The following is a 22,594-nucleotide window of genomic DNA, read 5'->3' as shown; positions in this document are numbered from 1 at the left end:
ATCCAGACACTCAGGTCTGAGCCTGGGGCATGCCCAGCCTGAGTTCACTGAGCATGCGCAGCAGCATCCGGTTGAGGTCCTCGGCCTCCCACTCCTCCTGCTCGCGCAACTGCCGGATGGGCGCCGGGTCGCGGCTCTCCAAGGCCTGGCTCATCTGCAGCACGGCAGCATAGGGACCGGTGCGCGTGACGATGGCATCGAAGATGCGCTCGTTCAGTGGTGTGCGTCGCAAGATGGTAGCCACCGGCTCATGCAGCAGCAGATCCAGCTGCGAGAACAGGCTGCACAGATACATCTCGCGCTGCAGATCCAGGCTCACCCCGGCCTCAATCAGTTGCTCGGCCAGTCTTGCGCGCAGCACGACCTGGGTGCGCAGAGGCACCAGATCCTGTTCGGTGCAGGCATGGGGCAGCTGGTCGGCCAGCCAGCGCTCCAGCGTGCCAAGCCCCAGCATCACCAGCCCGCGGCGCAGCGAGTCCACGCCGCGGCGCAGGCCCAGCGCGGCCGAGTTGGTATAGAGCAGAAAGCGATAGGCCAGCACCGGGTCCGAACCCAGTATCTCTTCCATCACATCCAGGGACTGTTCCTTGTCGATGGCCTTCATGAGCCTGAAGAGCGCATCGCGCGAGGGCTGGGGCTGCTGCAGCCGAAAAGCCTGCATGGTGTCTGCCACGGGCCAGCCGGCCACGGCGGCCGCTTCGTGCTCGTCGAGACAGGAGCGCGCCAGCTCCAGACTCTGCAGGCTCTGGTACATCTGGCCGTCCAGCAGATTCAAGGGCTGGGTGGCAAAAAAGCCCGAAGCGGCCTCCTTGTCTGCATCCTTTGCCTGCTGGCTTGGGCGCACCACATTGGGCAGTCCCGCAGCCCCTTCTGGCGGCAGGCTCAGCAGGCTGCTGGCAAAGCAGCGCGCTGCATCGGCATCGGGCACATCGGCCAGCGATCCTCCCCAGACCAGCATCAGCCCGCGCGCCTTGGCCTTCTGCACCAGCTCGTAAATACCTTCATCCTGCTGCAGCCAGTCGCCGCGCACCTCGATCCAGGGGCTACCCTGAGGTGCATGTTCGAGAAGATTGCACAGAACCTGGCGGGACTGTGGCGATATCAGCAACGGCGGCGCCTGACGGCTCCAGATCTCGTCCACGGTACGCAGAAAATGCGCCATGTCGGCAGAGCTTCCAGAGTCCTCATGCACATAAAGCTGAATTCCTGCCAGGCGTCGCGTACGTCCCCAGAGCGGCCGATAACCAAGAGTCAAAGAGCTGAGGGCAGACTGGGTCATGGAGGATTTGGACAGGTGAACGACGAGACATCAAGACGGGCAGAGCCCGCAGGAATCAGCCGATGTAGTTGAACAGTGACAGCTTCTGGATCTGAGCATAAGACTGCAGAGCCGCCTGCAGACCCACGGTCTGGGTTTCTTTTTCAGAAAGCGCGGGAATCATATCCAGATCTTCGGCTCTTGAGCGGTCAGCCTCTTGCTGCAACGACTGTGCGGACAGTCCGGTTTCAATGCGATCGGCACGATTGAGCAAGTCTCCCGCAAAGCTCTGCACGGTCTGCATACGGCTCATGCCGGTATCGATTTCCGCCAGGCCCTTGGTGATGGCATGGGTCAATGCCCCCGTCGCCGTGGAGCCGTCGGTATTGCTGCCGTTGCGCACGGCATCGATCGCCTTGTCCAGCACGCTGAAAATATTCGAGCGCTGGCTGGGTGACACGGTAAAGCTGTCGCCAGCGGCAGGTTCGCCCGTGATGGTCAGCTTCATGCCAGCCACCTCGATCGCCTCACCCGATTTGTAAGGCTTGAAGGTCGCTCCGCCATCCAGGCTGTACTGAGGCTTGCCGTCGGCATCCATGGAGAACTCGACGCTGACCGGCGTGGTCAGCGCGGTTGCGGCGGACGGGTCCGAGATCACGCCCACATCGGCCCAGGCCTTGCCCTTGTTGCTCTGGTTTGCATTGACTTCCAGCACGCCGTTTCCGGTCGGCACATTCATCCATGCAGCTGCACCATCGAGCGAGTTGGGAATGCTGTTGTCGCCGCTGCCGGACTGACCGGGCTGGCCCGCGAACGTGTAGCCCTGCACGGGCTGCTCGGAGCTGTCGAGGCCGCGAAACAGCGGCAAGCCATTGCTGTCCTTGCGGTTGGCATAGCTCATGAGCTGGTCGCGCAGGCTTGTCATCTGCGCCACCAATGCATCGCGCGAGGTCTGGTTGAACGTGCCATTGCCCGCATTCACCAGCAGATCGCGGAAATCCTGCAAAGCCTTGTTGGCCTCGCCCAGAGTCGATTCACCATAGGAGATGATATTGCGTTGCGCGTCCAGAGAGCGCTGATCGGACTCGGTGCGTGTCAGCCTGGTACGAGCGCGCTCGGCCTGGGCGGCCGCCACCGGGTCGTCGCTGGCGCGCAGCACGCGCTTGCCGGCGGTAATCTTGTCCATCAGATCGACCAGATTGCTCTGGCGCGAATTGATGTTGCGAACCGAGCTGTCATACATGCTGGCCGTGCCAACGCGGGCGATATTGGTCATGATTGGCTCCTTGTTGCGGATCAGCGGCCCACGGCCTGAACCACGCTGTCAAAAATTCCCTGTGCCACCTGCAGCATCTTGGCCGAGGCCTGGTAGGCCTGCTGGAACTGCAGCAGCTTGGCGGCTTCTTCATCGAGGTTGACTCCCGACACAGCCGTGCGGTCAGCCTCCAGATTGTCGGCAATCGTGCTGGAGAGCTTGGCGGCGTAATTGGCACTCTGGGTGCGCGTGCCGACCTGAGCGATCAGTGCCGAGTAACCGTCGCTGAGACTGGTACCGCCATCAAACACCTTGGCGTCGCGCAGATCCATAAAGGCCCCCGCATTGCCGGCATTGCGCGTATAGGCGTCACCATATTGAGGATCCAGCGCATCGCCCACCAGTACCGAATCGCCGTCGTGAGGCGTCCCCGTCAGCGTGATGGACCAGCCATCGACCTCAATAGGTTGGCCAGACACATAGGGCTTGCCACTGACGTTGCTGCCAGCGTTGCTGGATCCCGAAACGGTATAGCTGATATTGCCTTGCGCATCGGTTTGGAAGCTCAGTTGCACACCGGTAGTCGTAGGCGGCACCGTGAAGTCACCCGAATTGACTTTCAGTCCCGCCAACTGCAGATTGCCTTTGTTGCTCTGCGACATGCCCGCTGTAATCGGATTGGCTGCAGCCAGATCGCGCGGCGAGGACACCAGGGCCTTGAAGTCATGCGCCACATTGGCATAGGGCTGAAACAGAACGGACTCGCCTTTTGCTCCGGCACCCGATACGTTGAAGCGCAGACCGTCAACCGTGGTCGTGGCCAGCTCATTGATATCGGCAAAATCCGTGACCTTGTTGTCCGACAGACGAATCAGTGACAACGCGCCGTTGTCCTTGAACAGCACCTTGTAATCGGAGGCTTGATAGCCCGTGTAGTCCAGCGGCGTCTTTGGAATGCTGGTGGAAGCCGTATCCACGAACTGCGCCTGCGCCGTGATGCCTGCAATCGAGGTATGCCCCACAACCGTGCTGGGCACGGTGAACAGGGCAGAGCCCGGCTTGCCATCCAGAGTCAGGCCGCTTTGCTGCTGCTGATTCATGGCAGCACCCAGCGTGGCCGCCATGCGGCCCAGCAAATTGCGGCCCTCGGTCAAGTCGGAGTTCTGAAATTGCAGCAGACCCGCCAGCTCACCGCCACCAACCATATTGGCCGTCAGCTCCACCGTCTGTCCGCTGCCTTGCTGGAAGTACAGGCTCATCTGGCCGCTGCCAGGGTATTGCACAGACTCCTTGAGACTGAGTTGCGCGGCAGTCTGCCCCATCACCAGTGGCTGGCTGCCGCCAACAAACAGCGTGATGGAGCCATCGCCGGCGTCGACCTGCGAGGTCTGCACATATTTGTTGATGTCACGCACCAGCTGATCGCGCTGATCCAGCAGGTCGTTGGGCACACCGCCAGTCGCCACAGCCCGGCTGATCTGCGAGTTCAGCGACGCGACCTGGCTGGCCAGGCTGTTGACCACGTTCACATCGTTGGTCATCTGCTGCTTGGTGTTGTAGTCCAGCTCATCGAGCTGACCGGAAGCCGAGCGAAAGCGCGCAGCCAGCTCGTTCATGCGTGTGAGCACCACGTTGCGCGAAGTCAGGTCCGTGGGAGCACTGCTCACATCGGCAAAAGAGTTCAGCATGTCGTTGACTGCAGCGCCCAGGCCATTGCTGCCGCCCGAAAACACTTCCTGCATCTGATTGAGCGACTGCGAGCGCGCAGCATCCGATGCGCTGACCGCGCTGGCCGCTGCAGCCTGGCGGTTGAGCAGCTCGCTGAAGTTGCGCAGGATGGTGGCCACATCGGCGCCGTTGCCGATATAGCCGTTGCCGATGTTCTGACCCGCCGAGGTCTGGAAGGCCACGCTCTGGCGCGAGTAGCCCGCGGTGTTGACGTTGGCGATGTTGTGCCCTGTGGTTTGCAGGGCGATCTGGTTGGCCATCAGGGCGCGTGCGCCCACGTTCAGAAGACTCATGACTGGTTCTCGGTGATCTTGTTGATCTGGGCGGCACGGGCGTTGGCGCCCAGACGGCTTGCGACGTTGGTGCTGCCGGCGTTGGCGACTGTGACCTGGGCCACGCTCTGGATGGCGCGGCTGAGCTTTTGCGCATAGGCCGGATCGGTGGCGTAGCCGGCCTTTTGCAGCTCGCTGGCATAGGCCTGGGCAGAACCGGTCTGGGCCATGGCTTTTTCGTAGCGCGGATTGCTGCCGATCAGGCGTGCGTAGTCGCGGAAGGACTCCTCGTAGGAGTCATAGGCGCGGAATTTGGCCGTCACCTTCTTGGGCGCGCCATTGATGTATTCGGTGGTCGTGACTTCGGCAACCTTGCCCGTCCAGCTGCCACCGGCCTTGATGCCGAACAGGTTGAACGAGTTGCTGCCGTCCTTGTTGCGGATCTCGCTCCTGCCCCATCCCGTTTCATGCCCTGCCTGGCCGATCATGTAGTGGGCCGGGATGCCGCTCTCGCTGGCCACGCGCTGGGCCGCGCCGGTGTGCGCCGTGACGAAGTTGTCGCGCCCCTTGGGAGCCGGTGCATAGGCCTTGATCGTTTGCGCAGCCTGGCTGCGGCTGCCGCTCCAGGCACCGTTGCTGCCCACATTGCGCCAGGCATTGCGGCTCAGGCTCAAAGTGGAAGGCACGGCAATTTCGGCGTCCTCGGCAGCGTCGACTCCCATGCTGCGCGCCAGCTGCTTGCTGATGGCATCGGTGAGACCGCCGGGCTGTCCCGCCATGGCCACCGAAAGTTGTTGATCCAGCAGGTCGGTGCTGAGATTGCCCTGCGCGCTGTCGAGCAGACCGGACTTCATGGTCGCCTCGCGCATACTCTTGATCATCTCGCGCATGAACAGCGATTCGAGCTGCTTGGCAGTCTCGCGCGCAGCCTGCGGGCTGTTCTCGCCGGCCGCCGTCTTGAGCGCATTGAGCGAGCGTGCATCGACAGCCAGCGCATTGCTGGCCGCCAGCGATGAAGAATGGGGCAATGACGTGCTCATATCACCTCCAGCTCGGCGTCCATGGCGCCCGCGGCCTTGATGGCCTGCAGGATGGCCAGCAGGTCCTGCGGCGTGGCGCCCAATGAATTCAGTGCCCGCACCACATCGGTGAGCTGGGGCGAATTGGGCATGTTGATGACCTTGCCGGGCTCCTGCTTGACCTGGATATCGGACTTCTGCGCCACCACGGTCTGCCCTTGCGAGAACGGTGCGGGCTGGCTGATGACCGGCGTGGTGCTGATGGTGATGGACAGGTTGCCGTGCGCAATCGCGCAGGGGCCCAGGGTCACAGCCTGATTGAGCACGATGGAGCCGGTGCGGGCATTGATGACCACCTTGGCCGCCGGCTTGGAGGTCTCGATGGGCATCTCCTGAATCTCGGCAATCATGCGAACGCGCGAGCCCGGGTCGATGGGTGCATTGACCTGCACCGTGCGCCCGTCCAGTGCCATGGCCGTACCGGCACCCATGCGCTGGTTGATGGCGCGCACCATCTTGTCCGCAGTCTGGAAGTCGGTCTGATTCAGTCCCAGCGTGATTGTGTTGCCCTGGTTGACGGGGGTGGGCACGGCACGCTCCACCTGCGCGCCCTGCGGCACGCGGCCCGCGTTCAGGTGATTGACCTGCACCTTGGAGCCGCCGGCCGCAGCCCCGGCTCCACCGACCACCACATTCCCCTGGGCCAGCGCATAGATCTCGCCGTCCGCGCCGCGCAGCGGTGTCGCCACCAGCGTGCCGCCCTTGAGCGACTTGGCGTTGCCCATGGAGGAGACATTGATGTCGATGGCCTGGCCGGGCTGTGCGAAGGCCGGCAGCTCGGCCGTGATGATCACCGCCGCCACGTTCTTGAGCTGCAGCTGGGCCGCATTGCCCGAGGCCGGCAGGGCGATGCCCATCTGCTCCAGGTAATTGGCCAGCGCCTGCTTGGTGTAGGGCATCTGTGTGGTCTGGTCGCCCGTGCCATCGAGGCCGACCACCAGACCGTAGCCTGTCAACTGGTTGCTGCGCACGCCCTGGATGGCGGCAACCTCCTTGATGCGTGTGGCATGCGCAGGCAGGGTGAGCCCGCTGGCGCCGAGGGCTGCGACCACCAGCAAGGCGGTGTGCGCAGGGCGCAGTGACAGGAGCGTGGACAGTACTTTCATACTGCCCATTCTCGGAAGAATCAGAACGGCATAACGTTCAAAAAGAACCGGGACAACCAGCCAATTGACTGGGCTTCACCGGCCTGGCCACGGCTGCGCGATTCGACGCGCAGATTGGCCACCTGAGTCGATGCCACGGTGCTGCCCGGACGCAGCGAGCGCGGGTCCACCGTGCCCGTGAAACGCAGCACATCGACGTTGTGGTTGACGCCGATCTGCTTCTCGCCGGCAATCACCAGATGGCCGTTGGGCAGCACATCGACCACGGTGGTGGCAATCGAGCCCGTGAAGGTATTGTTGCTGGTGGTGGCGCCCGAGCCCTTGAAGTCGTTCTTGCTCTCGGCACCCAGGGTGAGCGCATCGGCCACCGTCTTCTCGGCGCCGCCCCTGAGCAGCGGCAGCGAGGTGATGCCCGTGCTCAGCTCGTTGGCTCGCCCGACCTTGGAATCCGTGCTCTGGCTGGCTGAAACGCGCTCCACGATCTGCACCGTCACCGAGTCGCCCACCATGCGGGCGCGCTGATCCTCGAACATGGGCCGGTAACGGCTGGCATTGAACAGGCTGCCGGTGGGATTCTGGGCCGTCTGCTCGCGCGGCTGCAGCACGGGAGGCGCCGTCGAGGGCATGTCCACGGGCGGCGGCGGATTGAGCGTGACGCAGCCCGAAACCAGCAGGGCCGCAGTGAGGGCACAGACCGTCGGGCAATGGGAAACAATGGCTTTGAACATGGCGGCAAGTCCTTGGCAGTCAGGCGCTTCGCCCCTTGTGCCCTGCGTGCGCAATGCACGCTATTGAAATCAGCGCTTTTAGCGCTTGTCCTGAATGGAAATCAGCATCAAATTAACCTGAAAACCATATGCATCAAGCGCAAGCTGCTCCTCAGTACATGGTGATCAATCAGAGCTGTGCCAGCTTGGCCAGCATCTGGTCGGAAGTCTGGATCGCCTTGGAATTCATTTCGTAGGCGCGCTGGGTCTGGATCATGGTCACCAGCTCCTGGACCACATTCACGTTCGAGGCTTCCAGATAGCCCTGCTGAATCGTGCCCAGACCGTTGGTGCCGGGCGTGCCCTGCTGGGGCTGGCCCGAGGAGGCGGTCTCGACGTAGAGGTTCTGGCCGCGCGGCTCCAGGCCTGCGGCATTGATGAACTGGCTCATCGCGATATTGCCCACCTGCTGCGGCGCAGCCTGGCCGGGCATGGTGACGCTGACCACGCCATCATGGCTGATGGACACCTTGGTCGCGCCTTGAGGGATGGTGATGCCGTTGGCCACGGGCAGGCCGCTGGACGTTACCAGCTGACCCTGGGAATCGACCTCGAACGAGCCGTCGCGGGTATAGGCAATCGTGCCGTCGGGCATGTTGACTTCGAAGAAGCCGTTGCCGTTGATCGCCACATCCAGCGCATTGCTCGACTGCTGCAGGCTACCCTGCAGAAAGTTGCGGCTGGTGGCCACGGTGCGCACGCCCAGGCCCAGATGCAAACCTGTGGGCAGCTGGTTCTGCTCGGTGGTCTGCGAACCCGACTGGCGCAGGTTCTGATAGATCAGATCCTCGAAGACCGCATTCGCGCGCTTGTAGCCCGTGGTGGAGACGTTGGCCAGATTGTGCGAGATCACGTCCAGCTGCGTCTGCTGGGCTTCCATGCCGGTCTTGGCAATGAACAGCGAATTGATCATGACGTATTCCTTTGGCTATCAGCCGTTCATGCTCAGCAGCTGGCTGGCGGATTTATCGTTGGTTTCTGCGGTCTGCAGCAGCTTCATCTGCTGCTCGAACTGGCGCGAGGCGGCGATCATGCCGACCATGGTTTCGACGGAGTTCACGTTCGAGCCTTCGATCGAGCCCGACAGCAGGCGCGCCGTCTCGTCGTTGGGCAGCGCATCGCCCTGGGCCGCGCGGAAAAAGCCGTCATCGCCGCGCACCAGCGGCTCGTCGACGGGCGGCGTGACCAGCTTGACTCGGCCCACGGCCACGGGCAGCTGGTTGCCCATCTTCGCAGTCAGCGTGCCGTCCGAGCCCAGGGAGATCGTGGACTCGGGCGGGATATCGATGGGCGCACCGCCATCGGAGAGCACGGCCTGGCCGTTGCTGTTGACCAGTTGCCCTTCGGGCGAGATCTCGAACACGCCGTTGCGCGTGTAGGCTTCCTGGCCATCGAGCCCCTGCACGGCAAACCAGGCGCGACCCATGGCCATGGCATCCAGCGCGCGGCCGGTGCGCTGGGCCGGGCCGGGAGTGTCCTGATAGCCGGAGGTGGCCTCCAGCGCAAACACGCGCGTACCGGCTCCCGTGCCCTGCAGCGGCACCGAGCGGAAGGTGGACATCTCGGCGCGAAAGCCGTTGGTGCCGGCATTGGCCAGATTGTGGGCCAGCACGGCCTGACGCTGGGCAGCCGCGTTGGCCCCCGTCATCGACGTATAAATTATTCTGTCCATGCTGACCTTTCTTGCGTCAAATCACTCGCTTTTTCCGCCTCCCCCGGATGCCGGCGCTCAACCGGCGCGTCCGGGGTGAGGCCCAAAGCGCCTCAGAGGCTTGTCCGTTAACGCAGATTCACCAGGGTGGAGAACACCTGATCCTGCGTCTTGATGGTCTGGGCGTTGGCCTGGTAGGAGCGCTGCGCCGTCATCATGTTGACCAGCTCGGCCGTCAGATCCACGTTGGACTCTTCCAGCGCGCCCGACTGCAGCGAGCCGAAGGTGCCGGTCTGGGCCGAACCATTGAGCGCAGGGCCGGAATCGGAGGTGGCCACCCATTTGTTGTTGCCGATGGAGCCCAGACCCTGGGTATTGGTGAAGGCCGCCAGGGCGATCTGGCCTTCGGTACGCGTGACACCGTTGGAGTAGGAAGCCACGATGGAGCCGTCGCGGCCCACATTGATACCGGTCAGCGCGCCCGAGGTATAGCCGTCCTGCTTGAGACTGCTGACGGCGAACTTGGTGCCGAACTGGGTCAGGCCGCCGAAATCGAAGGCCACGTCGAAGGCCGGCAGGCCGTTGGGGTTGGCCGTGCCGCCGCTGATGCTCAGGTCCAGCGTGGTGCCAGATCCTGTGGTCGGGGCGTTCGGGGTGACGCTGGTGAGCTTGCCGCTGGCATCGAACACGGCCGTGCCGATGGGAGTGGCCGAGGCATCGAGAGAGTTGAAGATGTTCCAGGTGTTGCCTGTGGCATCTTTCTCGAAATACAGATTGACGGGAATGGCCGTGCCCTGGGTGTCATACACATTCAGCGAGGTGCCATAGGTAGCACGCGGCGTGGCGGCCACCGGCGGCGTGGCTGTGGCGTCGCCGGCAGCATCCGTGGCGCGCGCATCCAGATTCAGCTCCACATTCACTGTGGATGTCTGCTTGGCGGGAATCGGCTGCCCTGTGGGAAAGCTCATCGGCACGGGAGTGGCACCCGACTGGATCTTGCCGGTCGTAGGATCGACCACATAGCCCATGACATTGTCGTTGTCCACGGTCTTGAGGTTGCCCTCCTTGTCCAGACCGAAGTTGCCGGCGCGCGTATAGGCGATGCTGCCGTCGCTTTGCTTGACGACGAAAAAGCCGTTGCCGTTGATGGCGAGGTCCAGGTTGTTGCCCGTCGAAGTGATGGAGCCCTGCCGGAACTGCTGGGACACTGCGGCCACGTTGACGCCGATGCCGCTGCTCTGGCCGCTGGCCGAGCCGATGGCGCTGGCGATCATTTCAGCGAAGTCGGCGCGCGATGCCTTGAAGCCCGTGGTGCTGGAGTTGGCGATGTTGTGGCCGATGACGTCCAGATTCTTGCTGGCGGCGTTCAAGCCCGAGAGACCTTGTTGAAAACCCATGATGTGCTCCTCAATCAGTAAACGGCCTTGATGCCGGAATAAGCCACGCTGCTGCCGTTATCGAGTTCCAGCGACAGCGCGCCGTTGGCCGAGCTGGCGGCGATCACGGCATGAGGCGCCAGCGGTGTGGATGCCACGGCGGTCGTGCCATTGGTGGCCACCACGCTGTAGCGCAGCTGCGAGGAGTCGCCGCTGTATTTGTCCTTGCCTTCCCAGGTGAAGTAGTTGCGACCGGCCGCGCCGGCACCCAGATCGATGGTGTCCACCAGCTCGCCGCTGGCCGTGGTGATCTGGATCTTGACGCTGGCCGCCTGGTTTTCCAGATCGAAGGCAGCGGTATGCGTGCCGTCGGCCGCCACGCCCAGCGTGTTGCCCTCGGTCAGCACCGTGCGGCCGATCATGGAAGTGCCTTGCAGCACCTGCATGGCGGAGAACTGGCTGGACATGGAAGCCATGGTCTGGTTCAGCTGCTGAATGCCAGTCACGGTGTTGATCTGCGCCATCTGCGAGGTCATTTCCGCGTTGTCCATGGGATTCATGGGGTCCTGGTTGTTGAGCTGGGCCACCAGCAGCTTGAGGAAACGGTCCTGCGCCTCGTTGGGGTCGGTTACCGAGTTCTTGGTATTGCTGGTGGTGTTGGTCGTGGTGCCGTCCACGCTGCTTGCGCCGTAGATCATGTGTGTGTTCCCGGGCTTACTGGCCCATTTGCAGAGTCTTGAGCAGCAGCGTCTTGGCCGTGTTCATGACTTCCACGTTGTTCTGATAGGAGCGTGACGCCGAGATCATGTTGACCATCTCGTCCACGGCGCTCACGTTGGAATGGGTGACATAGCCCTCGCCATCGGCCAGCGGGTTGCTGGGGTCGTGAATGCGGCGTCCGGGCGTGTTGTCCTCGCTGATGGCATTGACCTTGACGCCTGCGCTGCCGTCATTGCCCATGGGCACGGTCTGGAACACGACCTGGCGCGCCTTGTAGACGCTGCCATCGGGGCCGGCCACGGCATCGACGTTGGCCAGATTGGAGGCCACCACGTTCAGACGCTGGGACTGGGCGCTGACCGCGCTGCCCGAGATATTGAAGATGGAAAACATGGACATGGTTTAGCTCCTGGGCTTACTGGCCTTGAATGGCGCTGAGCATGGTCTTGGCCTGGCCGTTGATGAAGCGCAGCGTGGCTTCGTAGCGCACTGAGTTGTCGACAAAGTTGGCGCGCTCGCGATCCAGATCCACGGTGTTGTTGTCCAGGCTGGGCTGGGAATTGACCGCATAGCCAAGCTTGGCCTTGAGTGCCTCGTCCGACATCTGCGCCTGCAGCGGGATATGGCCTGCCGTCGTGACGCTGGCCTGGGTCAAGGGCTTGGGCCCGCTGGTCGCGGCCATCAAGGCTTCGCGGAAATTGAAGTCGCGCGCCACATAACCAGGGGTGTCGGCATTGGCGATATTGCTGGCAATCGCACGCTGGCGCTCGGCGCGCAGCAGCAGCGCCTCGCTTTGGAAGTCCAGTCGTTCGGTCATTTTGTTCAGCATTACGGCCTCGCTTTCAGAATTCGGGGATGCCGGAGCCCACGGACTGCGGCATGCGAGGATTATGAAAATCGGCAGCGCAAACTAAAGCGCGAAGAAAGCGGTATTGCGCTGGCACTTCAAGCCATTGCGCAAGCCGGGTCGCGCCTATATTTGCAAGCATCGTCTGCAGCCTTGTGACTGTGGATACTTCAAAGGATTGATGCATGTCTGGCCGCTTTTCCCTGTCTCTGCGCCTTCGCCCCTCTCAAGGCCTGGCTGCGGCATGGGGCCTGGGCGCGCTGCTGCTGACGGCTGGCGCACAGGCCCAGGATGGCGCGGCGCAGCTCAGCCAGATCGGACAGCGCTTTGTCGATGCGGCTTTGCACCAGCCATCGGCGGAGACCGTGCAGGCCGGCAACGGCATGGCTTTGCGCATGGAGGTCCAGATGGGCCAGCTGGACTCGCGTCTGCGACTGGCAGCCTGCGCCAAGGTCGAGCCCTATCTGCCTGCGGGCAGTCGCCTCTGGGGTCGCACCCGGCTGGGCCTGCGCTGCGTGCAGGGCAGCGTGCCCTGGAACGTGTTCCTTCCCATCACCGTGCGAGCATATGGCCCGGCCTGGGTGGCGCAGGGCAATATTCCCGCCGGCAAGACGCTGAGCGCCGAGGACGCCGTCCCCGCAGAAGTGGACTGGGCCGAAGACAGCGCTGCCGTATTCGCCAATGCAGAGGATTTCATCGGCATGGTCGCGGCGCGTCCGCTGACATCGGGGCAGGCTCTGCGCCAGAACATGGTGCGCCCGCCGGCCCTGTTCACTGCGGGATCGCCCGTGCAGGTGATGGTCAACGGTGGCGGTTTCAGCGTTGCCGGCTCGGGCAAGGCGATGGCTGCAGCCGGAGAAGGGCAACAGGTACGGGTTCGCATGGATAATGGCCGCCTTGTCACAGGAACGGTCAATGCCAGTGGCGTGGTTCTGGTTCAATAACAAGAGAGTGCATACTCACTTTAAAGACCGTGCCAAATATTCCTCAAGTTTTACGCGCCCTTGTCGAAAGCAAGGCTACAGCGCCCTACGCCGATACAGGGCGATTGGAGAACCAGCATGAAGATAGGCAATAAGCCGGACCTGCAGCAGACCGCTGCAGCCGCCAAGCAGGCCCCGAAATCCGCAACCACGGTTGCCACCGAAGAATCGACCAAAGGCTTGTCCGAGCGCGCAGCCGGCGTGCCCGTGTCCTTTTCGTCCTCGGCCCGCGCCCTGGACAGCCAAAGCCGCACCAACACCGACTTTGATGCCGATCGCGTCAAGGCCATGCGCGAAGCCATTGCCAATGGCAGCTTCCGCGTCAACGCCGAGGCCGTTGCAGACAAGCTGCTGGCCAATACCGAAGAATTCCTGGTTCACGCCCGCGGCTGAACCCCCGAACAGAGGCTGACCCGATGACCTTGCAGGAAATGCTCGATTCGCTGGATGCGGTGATTCAGACCGTTTCGGCATCGCTGCAGTCACCGGACGCATCCGCGCTGGAGCAGTCCAGCACCCGCCTGCGGGACGCCATGGTGGCGTTCTCCCAGCTCGCCAAGCGCTTCTCGGCCGACGACTGGACGCCTGCACTGCGCGAGCGCGCACAGAATCTGGACCGCGAAATCTCCCTGGTCCGTGACCAGCTGGCCAGGCTTTCCGTGCTCAATCAGCGCCGTACCAAGGCACTGGTGCCCGCGGCTGAAGACAGCACCTACGAAAGCAGCCTGCGCGGCGCATCGCAGACCGGCCGCGCACGCATCTATCACGCAGCCAGCTAGGCTCGAATCGGCAACTCCAGCAAAAAGGCGAGCCAGAGGCTCGCCTTTTCTTGTTTTGGCAGGTCTCAGTGCTCGCCCTTGGCGATCTTCACCGGCCGCCAGGCCCAGACCCCATAGGCGCGGGTAAAGCCTTCAGGCAATGGGTCCGGGGCCACTGCCACCTCGATGATGCGGGCGCTCGGCAACTCTTCCTCACGAATCCAGGGGCTGTATTGCAGATTGCGCTCCACGTAGACGCGCGGGCGCTCGGGCAGCTCCATCGCAATACGCCCGGCCAGCGCCTGCGGGCCGATGATGATGTCCACAGGGCCGCCCAGTGCCTGATGCGCCGCCGGCGCCAGACCTTCCACGATCTTGTCCACGGGGATATGGTTCTGATGGGTGCTCTTGTAGCCCGACAGCCCCATGGGCGAAGCCAGCCAGAACTGCAGCAACAGCAGCGCCTGCAGAACCCCAAACGTCAGCCAGGCGGCACGCAAGTCCCCGGCGGCACCCCAGCTCCGTGGCGAGCGCGCCCACTCCATGACGGCCGGCACGCACAGGAACATGAAGGCCGTACCCCATTGCAGGTGCAGATAGGAGCCCGTAAACAGGCACAGCACCAGCATGGCCAGCAGCGGCACCAGGCCCCAGAGCAGCCAGAACTCGCGCAGCATCCTGTCCGCGTCGACTGGCAGCTCCTTTACGGGCGCAGTCTGCGCTCCAGTCTTGCACGCCCTGCGACGCCCCCACCAGAGAGCCACACCCAGCACGATCCAGGCAGGCATGCAGCGGTTGAAGATCCAGTCCACCGCAAACGTCCAGGACATCTTGATGCGCGCGGCCGTATCCAGGTGCAGACCCAGGGACGTTCGCTCTGCGTAATGCATGGGCATCCAGTCATGGGTTTTCAGCCAGTACAGATGAGGAGACAGAACCAGCAGGCCGACCGCAGCAGCCAGCGCTGCTCCTTTGACATGCACCGGGTTCTTCCAGGCGCCAATGCGCAGCCACCACAGGCCGATCACGCCCAGCGCCAGCACATATTGGTATTTGCTGAGCATGCCCAGGCCCGAAACCAGGCCCAGCCAGGCCCAAGCCGCCAGGGATGGCTTGCGCGTGACATGCCAGGTCAGCGCCACGGCCAGCGAAATCCACAGCATCATCACGACGTTGTGGTTGTAGTAGTAGAGCCGCCCGCAATAGAAGGTGATGCTCAGCGCCGCCAGCAGGCCCACGGTCGCATAGGCCCGGCCCCGCATATCGCACAGCAGCTTCCAGAAAATCGCCAATGAGCCCAGTGTGAGCACGCCGCCCAGCACATAGGTCAGCCCAATGGACGGACCAAAGACAGCCGCGGAGGCGGCCATGATCCAGGTCGGCATCGGCGGATGCTTGAAATAGCCCAGCTCCAGTGAGTGAATCCAGATCAGCTGCTCCACGTTGTCCCCGGGCGCAGCCAGGGCCGTCACCCAGTGAATGGCCAGCCAGATCACGCCGTATACGGCGAGCAAGGCGGCAACGGCACGGCCGCCAAGAACAAGAGATTCGCGTTGAGCAGCGGTCATCAGACGATCAGGAAAGAAGCAGGAGCAGTAGGGGCGTGAGTATAACGACGGCCTTTTTGAAGCAGTGCAAACCGTGGCCGGCCCAGCAAGCAGTTACAGACTTGCGCGAAAATCCTGCCCCATGACCGATTTTCACGCCGAATATGCTCCCGCAGCCCCGCCAGCCCAGTTGCCGCGCCAGCCGCTGAGGCTGAGCTGCGTGGTGCCGGCCTATAACGAACAAGCCAATATCGAGGGGTTTCTGCGTGCGCTGACCGAAACGGTTAGGGCCTTGACGCCCGATTTCGAGATCGTGGTGGTCAACGACGGCAGCCGTGACGCCACGCATGAGCTGAGCCTGCGCCTCGCCCAGGAGCTGCCGCTGCGCTATCTGGCCCTGTCGCGCAACTTTGGCAAGGAAGCCGCCCTGTCTGCCGGCATAGACCATGCCCGGGGCAATGCCGTGCTGCTGATCGACGCCGACTTCCAGCATCCGCTCGAGATGCTGGCCGAAATGCATGGGCTGTGGCAATCGGGCTACGAGATGATCTATGGCGTGATCGCCGACCGCGGCGCAGAAAGCGGCGCCAAGCGCATGGGCACCCAGTTGTTCTACCGCGTGATGAACTCGGGCAGCTCGGTCAAGATGCCGCCGAACGCAGGCGACTTCCGCTGGATGGACCGCAAGGTCGTCGATGCCCTCAAGGCTTTGCCGGAGAACAATCGCTTCATGAAGGGTCTGTACGCCTGGGTCGGCTTCAAGACCGTCGCCCTGCCCTTTGTTCCCCGGGACCGTGCGGCAGGCAGCTCCAGCTTCAATCTGCGCCGCCTGGGGTCTCTGGCCCTTCTGGGACTGACCTCCTTCACCACCCTGCCCCTGCGCGTCTGGAGCATGGTGGGGGCGGGCATTTCCCTGCTGGCTCTGGCCTATGGCCTGTGGATTGCGGCCGAAGCCCTGTTCTTTGGCAACCCTTTGCGCGGCTGGCCCACACTGGCGGCCAGCATCATGCTGTTCTCGGGCGTGCAGTTGCTGTCCATCGGCATTCTTGGCGAGTACATCGGTCGCATCTACGAAGAAGTCAAGCGCCGCCCCATCTACCTGGTGGCCCATGATGAAGACCGCAGTCCGCTGCGCGAGCCATCGTGATCGTGGGCGCGCTGCAAAGACTGCGCCGCCTGCCGCAGCTGCTGCAGTTCGTGCTGGTGGGCGGCTCGGCAGCAGCCACGCATCTGGCGGTGGTCGGCCTGCTGGTGTCACTGCTGGGCCTGCCGCCGCTCGGGGCCAATGTGCTGGCGTTTCTCGTGGCCTTTGTGGTCAGCTACAACGGTCATGCCCTGCTCACTTTTTCAGCAGCCCAGGCCAGGGGCTGGCCGGTGGTGGCGAAATTCTTTGCCGTGGCCTGTCTTTCTTTTGTCGCCAACGAGGCGCTGTACTACATCGCCCTGAACTGGCTGCAATGGCATTACTTCTGGAGCCTGGCCGCCGTGCTGGTGCTGGTGGCCATAGGCACTTTTGTCATGAGCAAGTTCTGGGCCTTCAAGGCAAGCAGCGCCGCATGAATCACATGAAAACCTCCCGTGCCATCCTGCTGTGTGCCGACGATTACGCCCTGCATCCGCTGGTGGACGACGCCGTGCAGCAGCTGACGCTTGCCGGTCGTCTGTCGGCCACCAGCTGCATGACCACCTCGCCACTCTGGCCGCAAGCCGCGCCGGCATTGCGGGAGTTGCGTCCCCGGCTCTCGGTGGGTCTGCACTTCAACCTGACCGAAGACCATGGCGGACAGCATGGAGCCCAGGCGCTGGGCACGGTGCTGCGCCAGGCCTATGCACGGCAGATGCCGCAGGAACTGATGCGCCAGGCCTGGCGCGAACAGCTCGATGCTTTCGAGCAGGTCATGGGCACGCCCCCGGACTTCATCGACGGCCACCAGCATGTGCATCAGTTGCCGGGTCTGCGAGCGGCCATGCAGCAGGAACTCCAGGCCCGCTACGCCGCGCACGAGATGCCCTGGGTGCGCTCCACGGCACCGGCCGCAGGCCTGTGGCGCAGCCCCAAGGCCGCCATCATCGCCTTGCTGGGCGGCTGGGCCACCACCAGACGGCTACGCCATGCAGGCATCCCCATGAACCATGGCTTTGGCGGTGTCTATGGCTTTGATGCCCCCGACACCGCCAGCTATGGCAGGCAGATGGCCGGCTGGCTGCCGCATATGGCGGCTGGCGGCCTGCTGATGTGCCACCCGGCCAGCGGCGTGGTGCCGGGCGATGCCATAGGCAGGCAGCGCCCCGTGGAGTTCGACTATCTGATGTCCGACGCCTTTGGCGAGCTGCTGCAGCGTACCGGCTGCCATATCCATCAGGGCCCCATCCAGCTGGGCTAGGACTTCTGTGCCTGGGCCCGCATCTGGGCCACCGCTCGCTCGAAGACCCGCCAGAAGGCGGCGTCCTGCGTGGTCGCGAAATTGATGCGCATGCAGGTACTGGAGCCCCGGCTGGCATGAAACATGGCGCCCGGGGCAATCATGTAGCCCTGATCCAGCAGCAGCTGGGTCAGCACCTCGGTATCCACACCGGTATCCACCCAGCCGAACATGCCCGCAGGCTCGGCCACAAAACGGCAACCGGCAGCCTGGGCCAGCGCCACGCTGCGCGTGCGCGCCTGGGCCAGATGCTGGCGCAGCCGCTCGGCATGGCGGCGCAGCTGGCCTTGCTCCATGCACAGGGCCAGCGCCTGCTCCATGGGAGTCGGCGTGGACAGGGTGGACAGCAGCTTGGTGTCCAGAAGTCTCTCGACCAGCTCGGGCGGCGCTGCCAGATAGCCCAGACGCCAGTTGGGCACCAGCACCTTGGCAAAGCCGCTGATGTAGATGCTGCGCTGCAGCCGGTCCAGCACCGACACGCGTGGTGCGTGATCGGGCGCAATATGGCAGTAGCTATCGTCCTCCACCACATAGAAGCCATGGCGCTGCGCCATCTGCAGCACCTCATGGGCGCTGGCGGCGCTCAGGCTGTAGCCCGTGGGGTTGTGCAGCACGCTGACACTCACATAGAGCTTGGGGGCCATGGTCTCGCAATAGCGCTGCATCACCGCCATGTCCGGCCCCTCGGGTCCACGCGGTACCGGCAGCACGCGCATGCCCATGGCGGCCAGGCGCGCATATTCCACGGCCCAGCCCGGCTCTTCCACCATCACCGGATCGCCGGGCTGCAACAGGGCCCGGCTCACGATGTCCAGCGCCTGGGTCGCGCCCAGGGTGGTGATGATCTGGCCCGGCCCCGCCGCGATGCCTATGCGCTGCATGCGCCGCGCCAGCGCCTCGCGCAGCCGGCTGTCGCCCATGGGCTCGCCATAGCGCACCAGCGATTCGCGCAGCGCCTGCCCGCTGGTGACCTTGCGCATGGCCGCTACCAGAAAGCCGGCATCCAGCCACTCGGCGGGCAGTACACCGGCACCGGGCTGGGGCTTGCCGGCCACGCTTTCCACAAACATGCCGCGGATCAGCATGGTGGCGTTGATGCGCGTGCCCGGCGGGATGCCTACCGGGGTATTGACCGATCCCTCATTGATAGCTATCTGCGCTTTACCTTCCTGCGTTTGAAGCGGATTTTGCACAATGTCACGCACAAAAAAGCCGCGTTGCGGCCTGGCCTCGACCAGTCCCTGGGCCTGCAGCAGGTCGTAGGCGGCCACCACCGTGTACGGACTCACGCCCTGCTGGCGCGCACATTCACGCACCGAAGGCAGGCGCGCGCCTGCGGGCAGCAGCCTGGTGCGTATGCGTTCGGCCAGACGCTCGGCCAGTTGCTGGGTCAGGGTCAGGGCCGCCTGGCGGGACAGGGAGATGGACATGGTGATGTGCAGCGAACTGTATTGAAGCGAATACCAATACAGAAGCCATAATTGTGAGACTGTCTGTATAGGTACTGTAATGGTCTCAAGCGTATATTGAGTCCATCAACCTCTCTTGGCCGCCCTCCACACAGGGCTATGGTCACGGTCTGCGGCCTCACCGACTGCAGACCACACCGTCGCAATTGCCCGCCAGCCCACACAGGCAAACCGGCCGCGACACAATAAGCCCCACCTGCTGGTGCATAGTTACAGCGCCTTGCGCGCCGCAGCGATTGCATCCCGAGCCCCAAGCTCGGGCCAGCACATGCCCGACAATGGCGTAAGAATGCACACCGGCCAGCCCTGCCCGGGCTGGCAACGTAGAGATCGAGTACTGTTTTATGACAACCTGGACGCTGGCAGAACGTGCTGCCAAGATGAATTCCTCCGCCATCCGCGAGATCCTCAAGCTGACCGACCGCCCCGGCATCATCAGCATGGCTGGCGGCCTGCCTTCCCCCAAGGCCTTCCCCCTGGACGCGTTCACCGAAGCCTGCCAGACCGTGATGCAGCGTGACGGTGCCGCAGCCCTGCAGTACTCGACCACCGAAGGCTTTGCCCCGCTGCGTCAGGCGATCGCCGACTTCCTGCCCTGGAGCGTCGATCCCGAGCAGATCCTGATCACCACCGGCAGCCAGCAGGCACTGGACCTGATCGGCAAGGTGTTCCTGGACAAGGGCAGCCGTCTGCTGGTCGAAAAGCCCACCTACCTGGGCGCCCTGCAGGCCTTCACCCCCATGGAGCCCGTAGCCGTGGGCGTGGACAGCGATGACGAAGGCATGCTGATCGAGGACTTTGCCAAGCAGATCGGCAGCGGTGCCGACAAGGCCCGCCTGGCCTATGTGCTGCCCAACTTCCAGAACCCCACCGGCCGCACCATGAGCGATGCGCGCCGCCAGGCCCTGGTCGACAAGGCCAGGGAGCTGGACATTCCCCTCATTGAGGACAACCCCTACGGCGACCTCTGGTACGAGCAGGAGCCTCCCCTGCCCCTGGCTGCACGCAACCCCGAGGGCGTGATCTACATGGGCTCGTTCTCCAAGGTGCTGGCCCCCGGCCTGCGCATCGGCTTCATTGTCGCGCCCAAGTCCGTGTACGGCAAGCTGACCCAGGCCAAGCAGGCGGCCGACCTGCACACCCCCAGCTTCAACCAGCGCGTGGTGGCCGAAGTCATCAAGGACGGCTTCCTGGACCGCCATGTTCCCACCATCCGTGCCATGTACAAGGCCCAGCGCGATGTGATGCTGATGGCTCTGGAGCGCGAGATGGCCGGTCTCGACGTGAAGTGGACACGTCCCGTGGGCGGCATGTTCCTCTGGGTCAGGCTGCCTGCGGGCATGGACGCCCAGGCCCTGCTGGCCAAGGCCGTGGAGCGCAATATGGCTTTTGTGCCCGGCGCCCCCTTCTACGCCGGCGATGCGCAGAACAACACGCTGCGTCTGTCCTATGTGACGGTGTCTGCCGAGCAGATAAATATTGGCATTGCTGCTCTGGCTGACGCCATCCGCAGCAACACCCCCTGAGGCGCTGACGCGCCTTCCCCCTCTCTCTTCGGGAGGGGAACAACGCCATCGCCGCAAGGCGGCTCTTGCTCGGCGTCTCTAACACCCCATGGCATGTGCAATGCCCCATCAACCGGCCTGCCACGAACCTCCGTGCAGCGCCGGTTTTTCTTTTTACCGACAATCGCTGCCCATGTCTGCCTCCGCACATACCAGCCCTCTCTCTCGTCCCTATATGACCGTGGACGTGTTCACGCCTACCGCGCTGCTCGGCAACCCCGTGGCCGTGGTACTGGGTGCCGATGGCTTGAGCGAGGCCCAGATGCAGGCCTTCGCGCGCTGGACCAATCTGTCGGAAACCACTTTTGTGCTGCAGCCCACGCCCGAGGGGCTGGCTGCGGGCGCCGACTACCAGCTGCGTATCTTCACGCCCGCGGGCGAGCTGGCTTTTGCCGGCCACCCCACGCTAGGCAGCTGCCATGCCTGGCTGGCCCAGGGCGGCCAGCCGCGCAATCCCGAGCAGGTGCTGCAGGAGTGCAAAAAAGGCCTGGTAGCCATTGGCTGCGATGCGCAAGGTGCGCTGTTTTTCGAAGCCCCTTCGCTCGACTCTCAGGAAATTCCCGAAGAGGAACTGGCCCCCGTGCTGCAGGCGCTGGGCCTTGCGCGTAAGCAGCTGCTGATGGCGCGCAGCCTCCATAACGGCTCACCCTGGCTGGGCCTGCTGCTAGACCACCCCGATACGGTTCTGAGTGTGGAGCCAGACTTTGGAGCGCTCAAGAAGCTGGGGGCCAAAGCCGGTCTGGCAGCCATTTATGAGGTGGAAGAGGATGCCCCGCTGATTGGCCGTTCCAGCCGCGAGGCCCGCGCTTTTGCCAAGCAGGCTGAAGAAGCCTCTCAAGAAAAAGTAACCCCAGCCCAGCCACGCCTCGAAGTACGCGCCCTGATAGGAGAGACCGCCAGCGAAGACCCTGTCACCGGCAGCCTGAATGCTGCGCTGGCCCAATGGCTGACGGGCGAAGGTCTGCTGCAGACGCCCTATATTGCCGCGCAAGGCGTTTGCGTCGGTCGTGACGGACAGGTCCATGTGCAGGCCGCCGCCAACGGCAAGCTCTGGGTGGGCGGCCACACCGTGACCGTCACCTCAGGCCGCGTCCTGCTTTAAACCTCAGGGCCGGCTCAGAGCTGAGCCGGCGTCATCCTGCAGATCTGGTCGGCCATGGTTTCGGCTTCCTGCGCGTTGTGCGTGACCAGAATCGCCGTCTGCCCGGCAGACCGCAGAATGTCGCGCACCTCCAGCGTCAGGCGCTCGCGCGTGGCGGCATCGAGGTTCGAAAATGGTTCATCGAGCAGCAGCAAGGCCGGGGACGGCGCCAGGGCGCGGGCCAGGGCCACACGCTGCTGCTGGCCGCCCGACAGCTCGTGCGGGAACTTGCTACCTGAATTCGCCAGCCCCACCACGGCAAGCAGCTCCTGCACACGTTTGTCGCGCTCTGGCTTGCCCATACGACGCAGGCCGAAGCCCACGTTCTGTGCGGCTGTCAGGTGCGGGAACAGCCCGTACTCCTGGAACATCATGCCCACATGGCGCTGCTCGGGCGGCAGATGCGTGCCGGGGCCGGAGAGCAGCACCTTGCCCAGATGAATGCTGCCTGCACGCACCGGCTCGAAGCCCGCGATCGCACGCAGCACGGAGGTCTTGCCGCAGCCCGAGGGCCCCAGCAGGCTGGCGATATGGCCTGCAGGCACCTGCAGATCAAAGCCCTGCAGCACGGTGTGCAGACCCGTTGGCGTTTCATAGCCCAGTTGCAGCTGCGCAATTTGTAGAGAGGCGGTCATGCAGTCACTTCGTC

Annotated in this window: 23 protein-coding genes; 8 read left to right on the top strand and 15 right to left on the bottom strand. The window is 63.7% G+C overall.

Going from position 1 to position 22,594, the window contains the following annotated elements:
• Positions 1-10: 10 nt before the first annotated feature.
• The 12 genes from DJFAAGMI_RS24450 to flgB all read right to left on the bottom strand — a co-directional run bounded on the left by DJFAAGMI_RS24450 (position 11) and on the right by flgB (position 12,041).
• On the bottom strand, positions 11-1,162 hold the full coding sequence (locus DJFAAGMI_RS24450) for an HDOD domain-containing protein (protein WP_080758065.1): 1,152 nt from the start codon (positions 1,160-1,162) through the stop codon (positions 11-13).
• 172 nt (positions 1,163-1,334) lie between these two features.
• Positions 1,335-2,534: a flagellar hook-associated protein FlgL gene (gene flgL / locus DJFAAGMI_RS24445; RefSeq protein WP_211459872.1), complete on the bottom strand. Its 1,200-nt coding sequence runs from the start codon at positions 2,532-2,534 to the stop codon at positions 1,335-1,337.
• Between the two features lie 20 nt (positions 2,535-2,554).
• Positions 2,555-4,534, bottom strand: a complete 1,980-nt coding sequence (gene flgK / locus DJFAAGMI_RS24440) for a flagellar hook-associated protein FlgK (RefSeq protein ID WP_211459870.1) — start codon at positions 4,532-4,534, stop codon at positions 2,555-2,557.
• The gene (gene flgJ, locus DJFAAGMI_RS24435) at positions 4,531-5,553 is read right to left on the bottom strand and encodes a flagellar assembly peptidoglycan hydrolase FlgJ (protein WP_211459868.1); all 1,023 of its coding nucleotides are present in this window, start codon (positions 5,551-5,553) and stop codon (positions 4,531-4,533) included. Before flgJ ends, flgK begins: the two co-directional genes overlap by 4 nt.
• Positions 5,550-6,698: a flagellar basal body P-ring protein FlgI gene (locus DJFAAGMI_RS24430; protein ID WP_054073443.1), complete on the bottom strand. Its 1,149-nt coding sequence runs from the start codon at positions 6,696-6,698 to the stop codon at positions 5,550-5,552. The genes flgJ and DJFAAGMI_RS24430 overlap by 4 nt, the downstream gene beginning before the upstream one ends.
• 20 nt (positions 6,699-6,718) lie before the next feature.
• The gene (locus tag DJFAAGMI_RS24425; protein ID WP_211459866.1) at positions 6,719-7,426 is read right to left on the bottom strand and encodes a flagellar basal body L-ring protein FlgH; all 708 of its coding nucleotides are present in this window, start codon (positions 7,424-7,426) and stop codon (positions 6,719-6,721) included.
• A 169-nt stretch (positions 7,427-7,595) separates the two neighbouring features.
• Positions 7,596-8,378 (bottom strand): flagellar basal-body rod protein FlgG, encoded by a 783-nt coding sequence (flgG, locus tag DJFAAGMI_RS24420; RefSeq protein WP_003059201.1) that lies wholly within the window; start codon positions 8,376-8,378, stop codon positions 7,596-7,598.
• 18 nt (positions 8,379-8,396) lie between these two features.
• Complete coding sequence (locus tag DJFAAGMI_RS24415; protein WP_003059202.1) at positions 8,397-9,137, bottom strand: flagellar basal body rod protein FlgF; 741 nt, start codon at positions 9,135-9,137, stop codon at positions 8,397-8,399.
• A gap of 107 nt (positions 9,138-9,244) precedes the next feature.
• Positions 9,245-10,513: a flagellar hook protein FlgE gene (gene flgE / locus DJFAAGMI_RS24410; RefSeq protein ID WP_003059203.1), complete on the bottom strand. Its 1,269-nt coding sequence runs from the start codon at positions 10,511-10,513 to the stop codon at positions 9,245-9,247.
• 14 nt (positions 10,514-10,527) lie between these two features.
• Positions 10,528-11,190, bottom strand: coding sequence for a flagellar hook assembly protein FlgD (locus tag DJFAAGMI_RS24405; RefSeq protein WP_043006485.1), 663 nt, complete (start codon positions 11,188-11,190; stop codon positions 10,528-10,530).
• A 16-nt stretch (positions 11,191-11,206) separates the two neighbouring features.
• The gene (gene flgC, locus DJFAAGMI_RS24400) at positions 11,207-11,611 is read right to left on the bottom strand and encodes a flagellar basal body rod protein FlgC (RefSeq protein ID WP_003059205.1); all 405 of its coding nucleotides are present in this window, start codon (positions 11,609-11,611) and stop codon (positions 11,207-11,209) included.
• A gap of 16 nt (positions 11,612-11,627) precedes the next feature.
• The gene (flgB, locus tag DJFAAGMI_RS24395) at positions 11,628-12,041 is read right to left on the bottom strand and encodes a flagellar basal body rod protein FlgB (protein WP_003059206.1); all 414 of its coding nucleotides are present in this window, start codon (positions 12,039-12,041) and stop codon (positions 11,628-11,630) included.
• A gap of 203 nt (positions 12,042-12,244) precedes the next feature.
• Here flgB and flgA point away from each other — a divergent pair, with 203 nt between their 5' ends.
• From flgA to DJFAAGMI_RS24380, 3 genes are all read left to right on the top strand, one after another.
• Positions 12,245-13,003 carry a flagellar basal body P-ring formation chaperone FlgA gene (gene flgA, locus DJFAAGMI_RS24390; protein ID WP_211459864.1) on the top strand — a complete coding sequence of 253 codons (759 nt, stop codon included), beginning with the start codon at positions 12,245-12,247 and terminating at the stop codon, positions 13,001-13,003.
• A gap of 117 nt (positions 13,004-13,120) precedes the next feature.
• Complete coding sequence (gene flgM, locus DJFAAGMI_RS24385; RefSeq protein WP_003065535.1) at positions 13,121-13,435, top strand: flagellar biosynthesis anti-sigma factor FlgM; 315 nt, start codon at positions 13,121-13,123, stop codon at positions 13,433-13,435.
• 23 nt (positions 13,436-13,458) lie between these two features.
• Positions 13,459-13,821 (top strand): hypothetical protein, encoded by a 363-nt coding sequence (locus DJFAAGMI_RS24380; RefSeq protein WP_167011068.1) that lies wholly within the window; start codon positions 13,459-13,461, stop codon positions 13,819-13,821.
• A 65-nt stretch (positions 13,822-13,886) separates the two neighbouring features.
• On the opposite strand, the gene DJFAAGMI_RS24375 is transcribed toward DJFAAGMI_RS24380, so the two are convergent.
• Positions 13,887-15,368, bottom strand: coding sequence for an ArnT family glycosyltransferase (locus DJFAAGMI_RS24375; RefSeq protein ID WP_211459862.1), 1,482 nt, complete (start codon positions 15,366-15,368; stop codon positions 13,887-13,889).
• Between the two features lie 121 nt (positions 15,369-15,489).
• Between DJFAAGMI_RS24375 and DJFAAGMI_RS24370 the strand changes: the two genes are divergently transcribed.
• Genes DJFAAGMI_RS24370 through DJFAAGMI_RS24360 form a run of 3 tightly spaced genes read left to right on the top strand, consistent with a single transcriptional unit; the run spans position 15,490 to position 17,731 of the window.
• Positions 15,490-16,494 (top strand): glycosyltransferase family 2 protein, encoded by a 1,005-nt coding sequence (locus DJFAAGMI_RS24370; protein ID WP_211459860.1) that lies wholly within the window; start codon positions 15,490-15,492, stop codon positions 16,492-16,494.
• Positions 16,491-16,907: a GtrA family protein gene (locus tag DJFAAGMI_RS24365; protein WP_419095629.1), complete on the top strand. Its 417-nt coding sequence runs from the start codon at positions 16,491-16,493 to the stop codon at positions 16,905-16,907. The genes DJFAAGMI_RS24370 and DJFAAGMI_RS24365 overlap by 4 nt, the downstream gene beginning before the upstream one ends.
• A complete protein-coding gene (locus DJFAAGMI_RS24360) occupies positions 16,904-17,731 on the top strand; it encodes a ChbG/HpnK family deacetylase (RefSeq protein ID WP_211459858.1) in 828 nt (275 codons plus the stop codon). Before DJFAAGMI_RS24365 ends, DJFAAGMI_RS24360 begins: the two co-directional genes overlap by 4 nt.
• On the opposite strand, the gene DJFAAGMI_RS24355 is transcribed toward DJFAAGMI_RS24360, so the two are convergent.
• A complete protein-coding gene (locus DJFAAGMI_RS24355) occupies positions 17,728-19,200 on the bottom strand; it encodes an aminotransferase-like domain-containing protein (RefSeq protein ID WP_211459856.1) in 1,473 nt (490 codons plus the stop codon). The genes DJFAAGMI_RS24360 and DJFAAGMI_RS24355 overlap by 4 nt on opposite strands.
• Positions 19,201-19,583: 383 nt before the next feature.
• Between DJFAAGMI_RS24355 and DJFAAGMI_RS24350 the strand changes: the two genes are divergently transcribed.
• Positions 19,584-20,765, top strand: a complete 1,182-nt coding sequence (locus tag DJFAAGMI_RS24350; protein WP_211459854.1) for an aminotransferase-like domain-containing protein — start codon at positions 19,584-19,586, stop codon at positions 20,763-20,765.
• Between the two features lie 214 nt (positions 20,766-20,979).
• Positions 20,980-21,906: a PhzF family phenazine biosynthesis protein gene (locus DJFAAGMI_RS24345; RefSeq protein ID WP_211459926.1), complete on the top strand. Its 927-nt coding sequence runs from the start codon at positions 20,980-20,982 to the stop codon at positions 21,904-21,906.
• Positions 21,907-21,920: 14 nt separating this feature from the next.
• Here the strand turns inward: DJFAAGMI_RS24345 and DJFAAGMI_RS24340 are convergent, their stop codons facing one another.
• A complete protein-coding gene (locus tag DJFAAGMI_RS24340; protein ID WP_211459852.1) occupies positions 21,921-22,580 on the bottom strand; it encodes an ABC transporter ATP-binding protein in 660 nt (219 codons plus the stop codon).
• Between the last annotated feature and the right edge of the window lie 14 nt (positions 22,581-22,594).

Origin of the sequence: Comamonas brasiliensis (genome assembly GCF_018292285.1) — a bacterium.
GTDB lineage: Bacteria > Pseudomonadota > Gammaproteobacteria > Burkholderiales > Burkholderiaceae_C > Comamonas > Comamonas brasiliensis.
The sequence above is the reverse complement of the archived record's forward strand: the minus strand, read 5'-3'. Positions and strand labels throughout refer to the sequence as shown.

Bases quoted from the DNA above. Each gene is read 5' to 3' on its own strand.
- DJFAAGMI_RS24450 (WP_080758065.1), bottom strand. From the start codon at position 1,162: ATGGCGCATTTTCTGCGTACCGTGGACGAGATCTGGAGCCGTCAGGCG.
- flgL (WP_211459872.1), bottom strand. From the start codon at position 2,534: ATGACCAATATCGCCCGCGTTGGCACGGCCAGCATGTATGACAGCTCG.
- flgK (WP_211459870.1), bottom strand. From the start codon at position 4,534: ATGAGTCTTCTGAACGTGGGCGCACGCGCCCTGATGGCCAACCAGATC.
- flgJ (WP_211459868.1), bottom strand. From the start codon at position 5,553: ATGAGCACGTCATTGCCCCATTCTTCATCGCTGGCGGCCAGCAATGCG.
- DJFAAGMI_RS24430 (WP_054073443.1), bottom strand. From the start codon at position 6,698: ATGAAAGTACTGTCCACGCTCCTGTCACTGCGCCCTGCGCACACCGCC.
- DJFAAGMI_RS24425 (WP_211459866.1), bottom strand. From the start codon at position 7,426: ATGTTCAAAGCCATTGTTTCCCATTGCCCGACGGTCTGTGCCCTCACT.
- flgG (WP_003059201.1), bottom strand. From the start codon at position 8,378: ATGATCAATTCGCTGTTCATTGCCAAGACCGGCATGGAAGCCCAGCAG.
- DJFAAGMI_RS24415 (WP_003059202.1), bottom strand. From the start codon at position 9,137: ATGGACAGAATAATTTATACGTCGATGACGGGGGCCAACGCGGCTGCC.
- flgE (WP_003059203.1), bottom strand. From the start codon at position 10,513: ATGGGTTTTCAACAAGGTCTCTCGGGCTTGAACGCCGCCAGCAAGAAT.
- DJFAAGMI_RS24405 (WP_043006485.1), bottom strand. From the start codon at position 11,190: ATGATCTACGGCGCAAGCAGCGTGGACGGCACCACGACCAACACCACC.
- flgC (WP_003059205.1), bottom strand. From the start codon at position 11,611: ATGTCCATGTTTTCCATCTTCAATATCTCGGGCAGCGCGGTCAGCGCC.
- flgB (WP_003059206.1), bottom strand. From the start codon at position 12,041: ATGCTGAACAAAATGACCGAACGACTGGACTTCCAAAGCGAGGCGCTG.
- flgA (WP_211459864.1), top strand. From the start codon at position 12,245: ATGTCTGGCCGCTTTTCCCTGTCTCTGCGCCTTCGCCCCTCTCAAGGC.
- flgM (WP_003065535.1), top strand. From the start codon at position 13,121: ATGAAGATAGGCAATAAGCCGGACCTGCAGCAGACCGCTGCAGCCGCC.
- DJFAAGMI_RS24380 (WP_167011068.1), top strand. From the start codon at position 13,459: ATGACCTTGCAGGAAATGCTCGATTCGCTGGATGCGGTGATTCAGACC.
- DJFAAGMI_RS24375 (WP_211459862.1), bottom strand. From the start codon at position 15,368: ATGACCGCTGCTCAACGCGAATCTCTTGTTCTTGGCGGCCGTGCCGTT.
- DJFAAGMI_RS24370 (WP_211459860.1), top strand. From the start codon at position 15,490: ATGACCGATTTTCACGCCGAATATGCTCCCGCAGCCCCGCCAGCCCAG.
- DJFAAGMI_RS24360 (WP_211459858.1), top strand. From the start codon at position 16,904: ATGAATCACATGAAAACCTCCCGTGCCATCCTGCTGTGTGCCGACGAT.
- DJFAAGMI_RS24355 (WP_211459856.1), bottom strand. From the start codon at position 19,200: ATGTCCATCTCCCTGTCCCGCCAGGCGGCCCTGACCCTGACCCAGCAA.
- DJFAAGMI_RS24350 (WP_211459854.1), top strand. From the start codon at position 19,584: ATGACAACCTGGACGCTGGCAGAACGTGCTGCCAAGATGAATTCCTCC.
- DJFAAGMI_RS24345 (WP_211459926.1), top strand. From the start codon at position 20,980: ATGACCGTGGACGTGTTCACGCCTACCGCGCTGCTCGGCAACCCCGTG.
- DJFAAGMI_RS24340 (WP_211459852.1), bottom strand. From the start codon at position 22,580: ATGACCGCCTCTCTACAAATTGCGCAGCTGCAACTGGGCTATGAAACG.